The following is a 14,508-nucleotide window of genomic DNA, read 5'->3' as shown; positions in this document are numbered from 1 at the left end:
TCAAATGAAGGATGAAAGCCGGATCACACAGCCGAGCGGCGGATGATCTTGTTTTCGCCGTGCTGGTCGACGTTGTTGTTCACGTGCACGCCGTCGATGAAGGCCGAGCCGTTGGCGGTGGCGGTCAGCACCTCCTGCATCTGCCCCAGGCTCTGGCTCGCCTTGATCGACGAATCGAAGGAAGGGGCGTAGTTCACGTCGCCGAACGCGTAGCCGAGGCCACCCATCTTGAAACCGCCGCGCACGGTTGCCATGGCTGCGGAATCGAGTTGTTCGGTGCGGGCCAGGTCGGTGATGATCAAGCTTTTCATGGTGATTCTCCTGAAGTGTGGTTTGGTTGGTTGAGGCATTTGGTTTGCGCTCGATGCACATATAGCGAGAGGCGTGCCAGGTCCACGTACGTGCCAGTGGTGCAGGGGCAAGTCCTTGAAAATAAACGGTTTACCCTGTAATCGCGGCGTCGCGCAGGATGGGCTCGCCAAAGCCCGCGTGGGACCAGGTGAACGGCCGCTCCCACCATGCGGGAGGCAGGTGTTGGGTCGCAGCAATCAGTCCGTGTGGCCCGGTCGGATTGAGATGCCGCAAAGGCTTGATCGGTGGCCGCTTCATGCTAATCTCATAAGAAGCCCGGGATTCAACCACGCACACCATGGACAGTTTCGCGCATACGCTCCAGCAGTTGCAGAGCGGCGCCTTGCAGCATTCCGCGTTTCTGGCACAGCTCGACCGGGTGCTGGAAGACGCGCCCGAGAGCCCCGGCCGCCTGCTCGAGCTGCTGAGCGAGGAGCACGCGCGCCACCCGCTGCCGGGCGACGTCTACCGCGAGGTGCAGGTGCGCATCGGGCGCCTGATCGCGGCGCGCCAGCGCCTGGGCGGCGACGATACCTTTGTCCAGACCCGGCCCGGCGCGCATGCCGGCCCCGGCGGCCCGCCACCACCCGCAAGGCGCCAGGCCGACCAGGCCGGGCAAGGGGGAGGCGAACCCGAGCGCATGAAAGGCGTCGGCGAAACCCTGAACGGCCGCTTTGTGCTGGAAGAGTGCGTCGGTTTCGGCGGCATGGGCACCGTCTACAAGGCGCTCGACCTGCGTAAACTCGAGGCGTCCGACCGCAATCCTTACATCGCCATCAAGGTGCTCAACGTGCAGTTCCGCGGTCATCCGAAGTCGCTCATCGCGTTGCAGCGCGAAGCGCGCAAGGCGCAGGCGCTGGCGCACCCGAACATCGTCTCGGTCTACGACTTCGACCGCGACGGGCCGATGGTCTACCTCACCATGGAATACCTGCAGGGCAAACCGCTGAGCCAGGTGCTGCGCGCTCCCGGCTTCAACGGCTTGCCCTACGTCCAGGTGCTGCCGATCGTCATCGGCATGGGCAATGCGCTGTCCTATGCGCACGGGCGCGGCTTCGTCCATTGCGACTTCAAGCCCGGCAACGTGATCGTCACCAATGCCGGTGTCGCCAAGGTCATCGATTTCGGCATCGCGCGCGTGTTCCACAAGACCGAGACCGACGTCGACGCGACCGTCTTCGACCCCGGCAGCCTCGGGGCGCTCACGCCCGCCTACGCCAGCCCGGAAATGCTGGAGCAACGCGATCCCGACCCGCGCGACGACATCTACGCACTGGCCTGCATCACGTATGAGCTGCTCACCGGCCACCATCCGTTCAACCGCATGTCTTCGGCGCAGGCGCGCGGCACCGGCATGAAGCCCTTGCGCCCGCCCAACCTGGGCCGCAGCCAGTGGCAGGCGCTCAAATGCGGGCTGGCGCTCGAACGCGACGCGCGCACGCCGACGGTGGCGCGCTTCCTCGCCGAGTTCAGCGCCGGCGGCCTGATGTCGCGCCCCGCGCTGCTGGCGGCCTCGTGCGCCGGGGGCGCCGCGCTCGGCGCGCTGGTGCTGGCGGGCTGGTATTGGGTGGTGCGGGCACCGGCGACCCCGGAGACCGCCTCCCGGCCCACCGCGGTTGTCGACGAGGCCGCACCGGCGCCCGCCGCGCCCGGCGCCGCTCCCGTCGCCGCACCCAAGGCGGCGGCCATCGCCGCCGTCCTCGGGCGCATCCCTTGCTCCGCGCTGGCTGGCAAGGTCAAGGCCAACAGCGTGACGGTGCAGGGATTGGTATCGCGCGCGGGCGGCGCCGCCGCCGTCAGGCAGCCACTGCTGGCGCTGCCCGGCGTGACGGCGGTCGAGCTCGACGTGCGCGAGGTCGACCCCGCCACCTGCCCGGTGATCGCGACCTTCGCGCCCTACTGGATCGCGCACCGCCAGGCCGGCGGCGGCGCCGCGCTGCGCCTGGCCGGCGCAACGGCCGGGGCCGCGGCCCTGCGCGAGGGCGATTCGCTGATGGTCGAGGTCAGGACACCGGGCGCCGTGTCCTTCATGACGGTCGACGCCTATTCGCCGGACGCCAGCGTGATCCACCTGCTGCCGAATGCGCTGGCCTTGAACAACCGGGCGCCGCCGAACCACCGCGCGACGGTCGGCCAGCCGGGCGACTGGCGCATCGGCACGTCCGCGGGATCCGGACTGCTGGTGGTGCTGGTGACGACGCCGGAGCCGCTGTTCGGAACGCTGCGGCGCGAGGCCGAGCCGAGCGCCGACTACCTGGCCAGCGTGGCGGACAACCTGCGCAAAATCCGCGTGCGCAGCGGCGCCCGCGCCATCGGGGTCGAGTTCCTGGCGGTCGACATCCGCGGGCGCGGGAAGTAGAGCACACTGCAAGGGTACACTGCGCTCATTTGATGCTGCGCGCCACCCTGAACCCATTTTGCGACTGGCGCACGCTGGCGTCGTAGCGAAAACGGGTCGAGGTGACCATGTAGGCGGCGCCTTCGCGCCAGGAGCCGCCACGGATCACCCGCACCCGGCAACCGGGCTCGTCCCAGGTGCGCGCGTCCGCCGGCGCATCCTTGTAATTGTTGTGCCAGCAGTCGGCCACCCATTCCCACACGCTGCCGCTGGTGTCGTGGATGCCGTAGCCGTTGGGCGGGTACGAACCCGCATTCGCCGGGCGCTCGCTGTTCCAGGGCTGGCCGCAATCCTTGCAGTTGGCCTTGCCCTGCGCCATCTGCGCGCCCCACCAGTACGGCGTGGCGGCGCCGCCGCGCGCGGCGAATTCCCATTCGGCTTCGGTCGGAAGGCGGTACGGCTGGCCGCTGATCATGCCCAGCCATTTGACGTACTGCTGCGCATCGTCCCAGCTGAGGTCGCGCATCGGCGCGCTCGCGCTGGTCTCGGGCGACAGCGGCACGCGCGGGCAGCCGTTGGCGGTCACGCAGGCAGTCCATTGCTGCACCGTGACCTCGAATTTTCCGATCGCAAACGGCGCGCCGATGGTGACCTTGTGCGCCGGCCGTTCGCTGGGGTCGCTGGTGTTGTTCCCCATGGTGAACGACGCGGTGGGCAGGGCGACCAGGGCCGGGCAGGACTGGCAATCCCTGATTTCGCCGCCGTTGCGGGGCGCGGTCGCCGGGCTTGCCGGCGCCGGCGCCGGCGCCACCGGCTTCGGCGGCGTTTTCGCGGCGGGCGGCGCGCTTCCCGTCGCGTGGGACTGGGTTGCCAGCGGCGGCGGGGCACGCAGGCGCGCCAGCCGCGCCTGCGCCAGGGCCGCGAAGCGGCCCTTCGGATACGCCTTCAGGTAGGCCTCGTAATCGCTCGCGTGCGGGCTGTCCTTGATCGAATTCCAGAACGCCAGCTCGAACTGTTCCGGACTTGCGCGGGGAACAATGCCCGGCGCCTGCATGTCGGGCGCGGGCCGATCCGCAGGCGCCGCCGCCAGCGCGCAACACGCAAAAGCAGGCCCAGCCAGTACAAACACCACCAAGCGCTCGTGCCACATGACCGGCTCCTCATCCGTACTGACTTCGACAGGATTTGACTTGCGATCTGAGTCAGAGTGTGACAGATTGAGATGGTTCGATGCGCACATCCATACGACCTCGGCTGGAGTTTTCGATCATGCGCCACACCGCCTCCATGTTCGCGTTGCTGGTGGCAGTACTGCAGGCCGCAGCATCCGCGGCGTCCGCGGCGCCGCAAGCGGCAGCGCAAGCCGCGGCGCCGGCCTTGACGCCGGCGCCGACGCCGGCTGCAAACCAGGCAGCGAAGCCCGCCCCGCAAACTGCTGCGCAGCCTGCTGCAAAACCTGCGCCAAATCCCGCCAGCCCCCAGGTCTATTTCATCTGGCCCTACGACGGCACCGTCATCAATGGCGGCAAGTTCTGGCTGCGCATGGGCCTGCGCAACATGGGCGTTGCGCCAAAAGGGGCCGACGTGCCCAATACCGGCCACCACCACGTGCTGATCGATACCGAGCTGCCGTCGATGACCGAGCCGATCCCGAACGACCGCAACCACCTGCATTTCGGCGCCGGCGAAACCGAGGCGCGCATCGAGCTGCCGCCCGGTACCCATACGCTGCAACTGCTGCTGGGAGACAAGGACCATGTACCGCACAAGCCGCCCGTGGTGTCGAAAAAGATCACGATCACGGTGCGCTAGACCGCGCTCACTGGAAAAATCATGCGCAAGCTTTTCGCCACCTTCTCCATGACGGCCCTGGTCGTGCTGCTGGCCGGCGCATCGGTTAACCTGCCGGCCGGCGCCGCCAACGCGCCGGCGAACGCCTACTGCTACATCGGCTGGCCCAACAATGGCCAGGTGCTGGAGGCGAACAAGCCCTTCCGCGTGTGGTTCGGCCTGCGCCACATGGGCGTGGCGCCGAAAGGCGTCGCGATTGCGAATACCGGCCACCACCACCTGCTGATCGACACCGACCTGCCGCCGGCGGGGCAACCGATCCCGAACGACCGTAACCACCTGCACTACGGCGCCGGCGAGACCGAAACCACCATCGAGCTCCCGCCCGGCAAACACACGCTGCAACTGCTGATGGGCGACGAAAACCACGTGCCGCACACGCCGCCCGTGACCTCGAAAAAAATCACGATCACCGTCAAGTGAGCCGGCATGGAACCGCATCCCGCATTTCCCGCAGCCCTGTCCAGTCCAGCTTCCGGCCAGGGCGAACCGGTCAGCGCCTACCTCGAATGGTTGAACGCACTGGAGCCGGGGCCGGGCGTGTTCGCGCTGCACGACGAAGCGGTGCTGGGGCGCGACCACCAGGATGCGCTGGCCTCCGACAAATACATCTGCATTCCCGAGCAAACCATCAGCCGCCGCCACGCCCGCATCCGCCGCCGCGGCGCGAATTATTTTGTCGAGGACCTGCACTCGCGTAACGGCACCTTTGTCGGCGGCGAGCGTCTCGCGGCCGGGGCCTGGCACCTGCTGCGCGACGGCGACGCGCTGGCGCTGGCCTCGGCGCAGCTGGTTTTTCACTCGCTGATGCTGCCCGAGCATGGCCACACGCCGACCGTCATCACCGGTTCGGTCGACGCCACCTGTTTCGCGCCCGTGGTCGACGCCCGGAATGCGGCCCGCACCGACCTCGAGAAGACCGTGCACCGGCTGCACGCGATGGCCCAGGTCAGCATCGCGCTCGGCGCCGTCACCGACCAGGCCACGCTGGTCGAAAAGATCATGAACTTCATTTTTGATTTGTTCCCGCCGGCCGAGCGCGCCTTCATCATGCTCGGCAACGAGCACGACCCGCCGCGTCCGGTCGCCGCACGCCGCCGCGGCGGCGGCGCCGAAGACCTGGCGCAGGTACGGGTGTCGCGCACCATCGTCGACCAGGTGCTGGTGAAAAAGCGCGCCGTCCTCTCGGTCGATACCCTGGCCGACCGCAATTATTCGGCGCACGAATCGATCGTCGCCCAGGCCATCCTCTCGGTCATGTGCGTGCCGCTGATCCTGGGCGACGACGTGCTCGGCCTGATCCAGGTCGATACCTCGTCCGACCCGCACGCCTTCCAGGAAGCCGACCTGGAAATCCTCAGCGGCGTGTGCGCCGAGACCGCGGTCGCGCTGAAGAACTTCCAGCTGTATTCGGACATCAAGGGCCTGTTGGATGGCTTCGTGTGCGCTTCGGTGCAGGCGATCGAGGAACGCGATCCGGTCACGGCCGGCCACTCGTTCCGGGTCGCCGATTACGCCGAAAGCCTGGCGATCGCCATCGAGCGCGCCGACGACGCCTCGTTGCGCCGCGCCGCCTTCACGCCGGCCCAGCTGCGCGAGATCCGCTACGCGGCGCTGCTGCACGACTTCGGCAAGGTCGGCGTGCGCGAACACGTGCTGCGCAAGGAGAAGAAGCTGCACCATGCCGACATGCGCCTGCTCGAGCAGCGCTTCCGCTACGCGCGCGCCTGCCTCGAACGGCGGGCCTGGCGCGATCTGGCGCAGCAGCACCTCAAGGGCGAACTCGGCATGGGCGCATTCCGCCGCGCCTGCGAGCGCATCGAGGACGAGCTGCGCGAGGAGGGCGCGCGCCTCGACGCGTTTTACGCGACGATCGTGCGCGCCAACGAGCCCTCGGTGTCGCACACCGATCCGCTGCACGAGCTCGAAGCGATCCGCGGCCACGCTTGCGCCGGGCACGACGATGCCAGCTTCCGCCTGCTGAGCGACGACGAATTCGCCGCGCTCAGCATCGGCAAAGGATGCCTGACGCCCGACGAACGGCGCCAGATCGAAGCGCACGTGGCCGATTCCTATTCCTTCCTGATCCTGATTCCCTGGACGCGCGAACTGGCGGGCGTGCCGGCGATCGCCCACGGCCACCACGAAAAGCTCGACGGTTCGGGCTACCCGATGGGCTTGAAGGGGAGCGAAATCAGCCTGCAAACGCGGATCCTGACCATCAGCGACATTTTCGATGCACTGACCGCGCGCGACCGTCCCTACAAGGAAGCGGTGCCGGTCGAGCGCGCGCTCGACCTGATCGCCGAGGAATGCCGCGCCGGGCACCTGGATGCGCGCCTGTTCAAGGTATTTGTCGATGCGCGGGGATGGGAGGCGCGGGCCCACGCCTGAGGGGCTGGCCGACGAGGTGGCATCATGAATTCACATATCGACTCGACAGGCAGGGCCGCGCTGGCCGCCACACTGACTCTACTGCTGACGGCCTGCGCCGACGTCAGCATGAAGCCCTATCGCACGCCCGACAGCCCCGGTAAATCGGCCTGGTCGAGCCAGCAGGGTTTGCCGGTGGCGCCGGCCGAGATGATCGCGCCGGACTGGTGGAAGCAGTTCCGCGACCCTTACCTGGACGGCCTGGTCGAGCGTGCGCTCGGTTCCAACTTCGACCTGAAAGTGCTGGCCGCGCGCATCCGCGTCGCCGGCGCGGAAATCGGCGAAGCGCGCGCTGGCGCCTTGCCGACGCTGGACGCCGGCGCCGGCGCCAGTTTCGAAAAGAGCACCGGGCAGCCGTTCAGCAAGCAGTTCAACCTGGGCACCCAGGTCAACTGGGAGATCGACGTCTGGGGCCGCGTGACCAAGGGCGTCGAGGCCCAGACCGCCGAGTTCAATGCCACCGAAGCCGACTGGCGCGCCGGCTACCTGTCGCTGGTGTCGGACGTCTCGACGACCTATTTCCAGATCATGCAGTTCGACGAGCAGATGCGCCAGCAGCAGCAGACGCTGGAAAAGAACAAGGCGATCCTGACGACTTTCGAAGCGATGATGGGGCAGGGCTTGCTGCCGCAAACGCGCGTCCTGCAGCAGCGTGCCGAAATCAACCAGTTGAGCCGCGACCTGATCGAGCTGGGGCGCCTGCGCGCGCTTGCCGGCAATGCATTGGCGACCCTGCTCGGCACGCCTGCCGGCGAATTAACGGTGCCGCCCGGCGCGCTGCAGGGGCGGGTGCAGCTGCCGACCGTGCCGGAAGGCCTGCCCTCGCAACTGCTCAAGCGCCGCCCGGACGTGGTCGCCGCCGAGTACCGGGTGCTGGTGGCCTACGACCTGGTCGGGCAGGCCAAGCTGGCGCAGCTGCCCTCGATCAGCCTGACCGGGCGCGGCGGCTCGTCCAGTTTCGCGCTTGGTTCGCTGTTGAAGTCGTTCACCTTCGGCCTCCTGCCCAGCATTAACTTCCCGATCTTCGACCCCAGCGTCAAGGCGCGCCTGAAAACCAGCGAGGCGCGCACCGAGGTCGCCGAGAACGAATACCGGCGCGTGGTCATGGCGGCCTTCGAGGAAGTCGAGAACGCGCTGGTCAATCTCGACGCCCACCGCCGCCAGCGCGTCGAACTGCAGCAGCAAGCCGAGCGGCTCGGGGTGGTTGCGGCCCAGGTGCAGGCGCAGATGAAGGAAGGAATGGTGTCGCAACTGGAGGTGTTCGAGTCAGAGCGTACGCTGCTGGCCGCGCAGCTGGCGCTGCTGGCGAACCACCAGCAGATCCTGTCCGATACGGTGACGCTGTACAAGGCGCTGGGCGGGGGCTGGCCGCCGGTGGAAGTAAAGAATGCATCAGCGCGCTGAACGGAGCGCGTCATGACGGCGTCCGATGCGATGCCGGCCGCCGCGCGCGCGGCGCCGGCAGGGCGCCTGAAGATCGTGTTGGTTCCCGTGTCGCATCCCGACCTGGCGCCGATCCAGATCCACGAGTCGCTGTTCGCCATCGGCCGCACCGAAGCGCCGTTCGACGCCTATCCGGCGACGCTCGCCGCCGACCTGTCGCGCCGCCACGCGCGTATTTTCTGCGAACACGGCGCCGTCTATTTTGCCGAGTTGGGCAGCAAGAACGGCAGCACCGTCAACGGCGTCGCCGTGCGCCAGACGATCGTCACGCTGCAGGATGGCGACCTGCTAGGACTGGGCAAGACGCTGAATTACAAGGTGCAACTGGACGCCGCCGCACGCGCGCCCGAGCCGCCGCAGGCGCGGCTGGCCAGCATGACGCTTACCCCGGAAGACGGCGCCGCCAGCCTGCAGCCGATCGTCGTCACCGAATTCCCCTTCATGGTCAGCAAGGCCGACGATACCTTTGCGCGCTACAAGGACGTCGATCCGGCCCAGGTGAACTACCTGTCGCGCCGCCACGCGCACATCTTCCTGCGCGGCGGGCAGCCGCACATTGAAGACCTGGGCAGCACCAACGGCAGTTTCGTCAACGGCGTGCGCCTCGACGAACATGCGCTGGCCCTGAACGAGGGCGACGTGCTCGCCTTTGGCGGGCGCCATTTCGTCTACCGCATCTCCCTGGCCTGGGACGCGAGCGCGCGCGACCCGACGCTTACGCGTATCGGCGTTTTCGCCCAGCCGGCGCTGGACGCCGACCGCACCACCTTTGTCGCCGCCGCCGACTCCTTCCTCGACATCTTTTGCGTCGATGCCGCGCCGGCCGCCGACGCGACGCCCAGGGCCGATGCGGCGCCGGCGGACGCGCCGGACGGCGCGGACCGGCCTGCCCAGGGCAAGGCCGCCGTCATGCTGGCCGGCCTGCACGCGGCGCTCGGCGGCAAGCGGCCGCTCGACCTGCGCCGCCTGCGCTTCTACGGGCTGGGCACGCTGGCGGCCGCCGCGCTGCTGGCGTGGGCGGTGCTCGGCATCGGCGGCGCCGAACGCGAGATCGAGGGTCTGCTGGCCGAGCGCGCCTACGTGCAGGCGGCGGCGCGCGCAGGCGAGGCGCTCGCGGCCGACCCGGGCGACAGCCGCCTGCGCGCGCTGGACACCGAGGCGCTGTTGAAGGCCACCCTGCCGGGCTGGATGGCGGCGCTGAAGGCGGGGCGCTTCGACGCCGCGGCGCGTCAGGTGGCGGCCCTGCGCGGCCGCGCGCGCAACAACCCGGAACTCGCGCCCTTGCTCGACCAGCTCGACTGGATCGTCGCCCTGCAAGCTTTTGTAGCCGGCCGCGGCGGAGCGCAGGCGCCCAGCCGCGATGCCCGGGACGGCGCGCGCATCGCACAATTCCTCGCGCAGTGGGAAGCGCGCAACGAGAGTTATCAGCGCGCCTTCGAGACCATGTCCGCGCACGTGCCGGCCTACCGCGACGCCTATGCCGATGCGCTCAGCAATATCCGCGGGCTGGCGCTGGCGCGCAGCCAGCCGGCGCAACCAGGCTACGAGGAACCGGCAGCGAGGAGCGACCCATGAGGAGTTGGCAATGAAACGTGACTGGATCAAACCGCAGGGCCTGACGCCGCTGGCCGAAGCGCTCGAAGAACACAGCGCGGAAGGCATCTCGATCCTGACCGCCAATCCCTGGCGCTTCACGCGCGCGCTGGTGTATTCGATGGTGGGGCTGGTGCTGGCCGCCCTGGTCTGGTCCTTCTTCGGCCATGCCGACGTGCTGGTGACGGCCAACGGCACGCTGGCGCCGGCATCCGAGGTGCGCCGCCTGTACGCCCCCATCGACGGCGAACTGAGCAACATCTATATCGCCGCCGGGCAGCCGGTCAAGGCGGGCGACGTGGTGGCGCGGATCTATGCCCGTGGCGCCATCGAGGCGGCGCGCAACGCGCTGGAAGCGCGCCTGCGGCTCGAGGATGCCGAGCGCGAGTGGAAGGAATTCCCCGAAAAGAAAGCGCTGATGGAACGCAACGCCGCCGCGCTGCGCGAAGCGACCGAGATCGAGGAGCGCCAGCACCGGCGCCGCTTGGCCGAAGGCACCAGCCGCCTGGCGCAGGGCCAGGGCGCCCAGCAGCAGGAAGCGCGCACCAACCTGGAAGATGCCCGCCGCGCGCGCGACGCCGCCCGGCTCGAGGCCGACAAGTTCGCGCGCCTGTTCGCGCTGCCGGGCGGCGGCGGGGTCTCGCAGCTGCAGGTCGAGGGCAAGAAGAACGCGCTGCTGGCGGCGGACAACGCAGTCCGTGTGGCCGAGGCGCGCATTGCCGAGCTGGCCGCGCGCCAGGGTCTGGAATCGACCCAGGCGCGCGCCGAACTCGAAACCAGCGGCCAGGAACTGGATAAACTGCGCCTGCAATCGGAGTCGGCCAACCGCGAGGTCGCGAATGCCGAGGACAAGCTGCGCCTGCAGGTGCAGACCGCGCGCCTGGTGGCCGACGCGGCGGCGCGCATCAAGTTCGAGAACATCGACAAGGAAAACTTCCTGCGCATCGTCGCGCCGGTCGACGGCGTGATCACCGAGGTGACCTCGACCCAGCCTGGCGACAAGATCCAGGCCAACGCGCCGCTGGGCGGCATCGCGCCGCGCAACGCGAAGCCGATCCTGAAGCTCGAGATCGCCGAGCACGACCGCGGCTTCCTGCGCGAGGGCCAGGCCGTGCAGCTGAAATTCAACGCCTTTCCCTACCAGCGCTACGGCCTGATCCGCGGCACCCTGCAATTCATCTCGCCATCCACGCGGCCGTCGCTGGCGACCAAACAACCGGTGTACGAGGGCCGCGTCTCGCTCGACCGGACCCAGTACACGGTAGGGGAAACCACGTACCCGCTGCGCTACGGGATGACGGCCGTGGCCGAGATCGTGGTGCGCGAGCGCAGGTTGATCGACCTGGCGCTGGATCCGTTCAGGAATATCGGCGGGTGAGGGAGGCTCGCCGCACCACCAGGGTGTGCGTGCGCTGCAGTGCCGCAGGCGTTGCGGTATGCATGGGCACGAACGGTGGACATGTCCACCCTACGTCATACCCCAGTCCGTGGCCGTCGTGCACCGTAGGGTGGGCTCTGCCCACGCGGTTCACCATCCGCACATCGGCGACTTCGAGTCCGGCCACGGCGCCAAGGAAATAAAAGCGACCACGCTTGCATTTTTGTTCTCCATCTGTTCCCCATTACACTGTTCTCAGCCGAGCTTTTATGCACACTCCACGCAACACCACGTTCTGCCGCGCGTACCTGATTAAGCTGCGCTTAACGAACGGGCCAAACGATTAAAAAAATTCAACTTAAAGGAAACAGGATGTCGACATCACCCGTCACGGTAGAACAAGGCATACAAACCGCCGGGGTCGGCAGGTTCCAGTACCGCCTGTTCGCGATCTTCGGCCTGGTGTGGATGGCCGACGCCATGCAGGTGCTGTCGATCGGCTTCAGCGCGCCTTCGATCGCCAGGACCTTCGGCATCGGCGTGCCGCAGGCGCTGCAGACCGGGACGCTGTTCTTCGTCGGCATGCTGGTCGGCGCCTTCGCCTTCGGGCGCCTTGCCGACCGCATCGGACGCCGCCCGGTGCTGATGATGGCGGTGGTGATCGATGCCTGTTTCGGCGTCGCCTCCGCCTTTGCGCCGGATTTCACCTGGCTGCTGGCGCTGCGCTTCCTGACCGGCATCGGCGTCGGCGGCACGCTGCCGGTGGACTACACGATGATGGCCGAATTCCTGCCCAGCGACCGGCGCGGGCGCTGGCTGGTGCTGCTCGAATCGTTCTGGGCGGTCGGCACCATCGTGCTGGCGGTGCTGGCCCTGGTGGCGCTGCGCTGGGGCGACGACGCCTGGCGCGTGATCTTTTTCGTCACCGGCCTGCCGGCGCTGGTCGGCGTGGTGCTGCGCCTGTTCGTGCCCGAGTCGCCGATGTATCTCAATCGCAGCGGCAAGCCGGAAGCGGCACGCGCGGTGCTGGCGCGCGTCGCCGCGACCAACCGCCGCGACGTCACGATCCCCGCGCTCAAGCCCGAGATCCCCGTCAGGCGTTCGCTCGGCGCGCTGTTTTCCGGCGCGCTGCGCCGCCGCAGCCTGGCCCTGGGCGTGGCCTGGGCGCTGATCTCGATCGCCTACTACGGCATCTTCGTCTACCTGCCGGTGAAACTGAGCGGCGAAGGCTTCGGCTTCATGCGCGGCCAGGAATTCCTGATCCTGCTGGCGGTGGTGCAGTTGCCCGGCTTCGCGCTGTCGGCCTATGGTGTCGAGCGCTGGGGCAGGAAGCCGACGCTGATCGGCTTCCTGCTGCTGAGCGCCGCCGGCTGCATGTTCTACAGCCTGGGCAGCGCCACCGCGGTGGTAGTCGGCTCGACCCTGCTGATGAGTTTCGCGCTGCTCGGCACCTGGGGCGCGCTGTACGCGTTCACGCCCGAGGTGTATCCGACCGAACTGCGCGCCAGCGGCATGGGCATGGCCGGCGCCGTGGCGCGCTTCGGCGGCCTGTTCGCGCCGACCATCGTGGCGCCGGTGATGGCGAGCCGGTTCACGCTGTCGCTGGCGATGCTGGCGGCTTTCCTGGTCGTGGGCGCGCTGGCGATTGCGTGCGTCGACGTCGAGTCGCGCAACCGGGCGCTGGAGTAAGGTGATTTCGGACGGCGTGTCCAATCACCGTTAGCCGACGCGTAACGTAGGGTGGGCACTTGTGCCCACGCGTGCGGCAGATGCACATCGATTGCGCGTGCGAACGAAGGGGCAGCATGCTTTGTCGGCTACGCTTAGCGGTGCATCGTATTAAGGCGTGATCCGCGTGGGCACAGGTGCCCACCCTACGTTACGCGGCTGCCGCAGGATATCGGTACCGCCCATTCGGATTCTTTTTGTTGCCAGACGGTTACGTGTTACCGTAAGCTGAACCCTCATCCGATTCGCTTACCGCCATGATCATTTCGTCCGCAACCGATTTCCGCGAAGCCGCCCGGCGCAAGCTGCCGCCGTTCCTGTTCCACTATCTCGACGGCGGCGCCGGCGCCGAGCAGACGCTGCGCAGCAACGTCGACGACCTGCAGGCGGTCAGGCTACGCCAGCGCGTGCTGCGCGGTTCCGAGCAGCTCGAACTCGGCGTCGATTACTTCGGCGAGCAGTACGCGCTGCCGATTGCGCTGGCGCCGATCGGCCTGGCCGGCATGTATGCGCGCCGCGGCGAGGTACAGGCGGTGCGCGCGGCTTGCGGGCGTTCGATTCCCTTCATCCAGTCGACCGTATCCGTGTGTTCGCTGGCCGAGGTGGCGGCGCAGGCGTCGAAGCCGATCTGGTTCCAGCTGTACGTGCTGAAGGACCGCGCCTTCATGCGCGACGTCATGCGGCGCGCCTGGGAACTCGGCGCGCGCACGCTCGTCTTCACGGTCGACATGCCGGTGCCGGGCAACCGCTACCGCGACGCCCACAGCGGCATGAGCGGCGAAAACGGGCCACTGCGGCGCGTGCTGCAGGCCATGCTGCATCCGCGCTGGGCCTGGGACGTCGGCGTGCACGGGCGCCCGCACGACCTCGGCAACATCACCGCCTACCGCGGCCATGCCACCGGGCTGACCGACTACATCGGCTGGCTCGGCGCCAACTTCGATCCGGACATCGCCTGGCAAGACCTGCAGTGGATCCGCGACGAATGGAAGGGCAGGCTGATCCTGAAGGGCATCCTCGATCCGATTGATGCGCGCGATGCGCTCGCCTTTGGCGCCGACGGCATCGTGGTCTCCAACCACGGCGGGCGCCAGCTCGACGGCACCCTGTCCTCGGCGCGCGTGCTGCCGGCGATCGCGGCGGCGGTGAAAGGGAAGCTGGCGATCTTCGCCGACGGCGGCGTGCGCACCGGCACCGATGTGTTCCGCATGCTGGCGCTGGGCGCCGACGGCGTCCTGCTCGGGCGCGCCTACATCTATGCGCTCGCCACCGGCGGCCAGGCCGGGGTCGAGCGCCTGCTCGCCATCATGGAAAAGGACCTGCGCACGAACATGGTGCTGACCGGCGTGAAGTCGGTGCGCGAGATCGGGCCGCACCTGCTGGCCGACTGAAC

Annotated in this window: 11 protein-coding genes; 9 read left to right on the top strand and 2 right to left on the bottom strand. The window is 68.2% G+C overall.

Annotated features, from left to right (window positions below; translation table 11 throughout):
* Window positions 1–23: 23 nt before the first annotated feature.
* Window positions 24–311, bottom strand: a complete 288-nt coding sequence (locus IFT60_RS01520; protein WP_192048714.1) for a hypothetical protein — start codon at window positions 309–311, stop codon at window positions 24–26.
* Between the two features lie 338 nt (window positions 312–649).
* On the opposite strand from IFT60_RS01520, the gene IFT60_RS01515 reads away from it, so the two are divergent.
* Window positions 650–2,710 (top strand): serine/threonine-protein kinase, encoded by a 2,061-nt coding sequence (locus tag IFT60_RS01515; protein ID WP_229510627.1) that lies wholly within the window; start codon window positions 650–652, stop codon window positions 2,708–2,710.
* Between the two features lie 25 nt (window positions 2,711–2,735).
* Here IFT60_RS01515 and IFT60_RS01510 read toward each other — a convergent pair whose 3' ends face one another.
* Window positions 2,736–3,839, bottom strand: coding sequence for a formylglycine-generating enzyme family protein (locus IFT60_RS01510; protein ID WP_192048712.1), 1,104 nt, complete (start codon window positions 3,837–3,839; stop codon window positions 2,736–2,738).
* A gap of 137 nt (window positions 3,840–3,976) precedes the next feature.
* Between IFT60_RS01510 and IFT60_RS01505 the strand changes: the two genes are divergently transcribed.
* The 8 genes from IFT60_RS01505 (at window position 3,977) to lldD (ending at window position 14,506) form a co-directional block, all read left to right on the top strand.
* Window positions 3,977–4,501, top strand: a complete 525-nt coding sequence (locus tag IFT60_RS01505) for a DUF4399 domain-containing protein (RefSeq protein WP_192048819.1) — start codon at window positions 3,977–3,979, stop codon at window positions 4,499–4,501.
* Between the two features lie 21 nt (window positions 4,502–4,522).
* A complete protein-coding gene (locus IFT60_RS01500) occupies window positions 4,523–4,963 on the top strand; it encodes a DUF4399 domain-containing protein (protein WP_192048710.1) in 441 nt (146 codons plus the stop codon).
* Between the two features lie 6 nt (window positions 4,964–4,969).
* The gene (locus IFT60_RS01495; RefSeq protein ID WP_192048708.1) at window positions 4,970–6,934 is read left to right on the top strand and encodes an HD domain-containing phosphohydrolase; all 1,965 of its coding nucleotides are present in this window, start codon (window positions 4,970–4,972) and stop codon (window positions 6,932–6,934) included.
* A gap of 24 nt (window positions 6,935–6,958) precedes the next feature.
* Window positions 6,959–8,377: an efflux transporter outer membrane subunit gene (locus tag IFT60_RS01490; RefSeq protein ID WP_192048707.1), complete on the top strand. Its 1,419-nt coding sequence runs from the start codon at window positions 6,959–6,961 to the stop codon at window positions 8,375–8,377.
* A gap of 12 nt (window positions 8,378–8,389) precedes the next feature.
* On the top strand, window positions 8,390–9,991 hold the full coding sequence (locus IFT60_RS01485; RefSeq protein WP_192048705.1) for an FHA domain-containing protein: 1,602 nt from the start codon (window positions 8,390–8,392) through the stop codon (window positions 9,989–9,991).
* Between the two features lie 10 nt (window positions 9,992–10,001).
* Window positions 10,002–11,387, top strand: a complete 1,386-nt coding sequence (locus IFT60_RS01480; RefSeq protein ID WP_192048703.1) for a beta-barrel domain-containing protein — start codon at window positions 10,002–10,004, stop codon at window positions 11,385–11,387.
* A gap of 372 nt (window positions 11,388–11,759) precedes the next feature.
* Window positions 11,760–13,076 (top strand): MFS transporter, encoded by a 1,317-nt coding sequence (locus IFT60_RS01475; protein ID WP_192048701.1) that lies wholly within the window; start codon window positions 11,760–11,762, stop codon window positions 13,074–13,076.
* Between the two features lie 296 nt (window positions 13,077–13,372).
* Complete coding sequence (gene lldD, locus IFT60_RS01470) at window positions 13,373–14,506, top strand: FMN-dependent L-lactate dehydrogenase LldD (RefSeq protein WP_192048699.1); 1,134 nt, start codon at window positions 13,373–13,375, stop codon at window positions 14,504–14,506.
* Window positions 14,507–14,508 lie beyond the last annotated feature (2 nt).

It is taken from the genome of Massilia sp. CFBP 13721, assembly GCF_014842025.1.
Lineage (GTDB): Bacteria > Pseudomonadota > Gammaproteobacteria > Burkholderiales > Burkholderiaceae_D > Telluria.
The sequence above is the reverse complement of the archived record's forward strand: the minus strand, read 5'-3'. Positions and strand labels throughout refer to the sequence as shown.

Coding starts and splice junctions, on each gene's coding strand:
- IFT60_RS01520 (WP_192048714.1), bottom strand. CDS start 311: ATGAAAAGCTTGATCATCACCGACCTGGCCCGCACCGAACAACTCGAT.
- IFT60_RS01490 (WP_192048707.1), top strand. CDS start 6,959: ATGAATTCACATATCGACTCGACAGGCAGGGCCGCGCTGGCCGCCACA.
- IFT60_RS01505 (WP_192048819.1), top strand. CDS start 3,977: ATGTTCGCGTTGCTGGTGGCAGTACTGCAGGCCGCAGCATCCGCGGCG.
- IFT60_RS01485 (WP_192048705.1), top strand. CDS start 8,390: ATGACGGCGTCCGATGCGATGCCGGCCGCCGCGCGCGCGGCGCCGGCA.
- IFT60_RS01500 (WP_192048710.1), top strand. CDS start 4,523: ATGCGCAAGCTTTTCGCCACCTTCTCCATGACGGCCCTGGTCGTGCTG.
- IFT60_RS01475 (WP_192048701.1), top strand. CDS start 11,760: ATGTCGACATCACCCGTCACGGTAGAACAAGGCATACAAACCGCCGGG.
- IFT60_RS01495 (WP_192048708.1), top strand. CDS start 4,970: ATGGAACCGCATCCCGCATTTCCCGCAGCCCTGTCCAGTCCAGCTTCC.
- IFT60_RS01480 (WP_192048703.1), top strand. CDS start 10,002: ATGAAACGTGACTGGATCAAACCGCAGGGCCTGACGCCGCTGGCCGAA.
- IFT60_RS01510 (WP_192048712.1), bottom strand. CDS start 3,839: ATGTGGCACGAGCGCTTGGTGGTGTTTGTACTGGCTGGGCCTGCTTTT.
- lldD (WP_192048699.1), top strand. CDS start 13,373: ATGATCATTTCGTCCGCAACCGATTTCCGCGAAGCCGCCCGGCGCAAG.
- IFT60_RS01515 (WP_229510627.1), top strand. CDS start 650: ATGGACAGTTTCGCGCATACGCTCCAGCAGTTGCAGAGCGGCGCCTTG.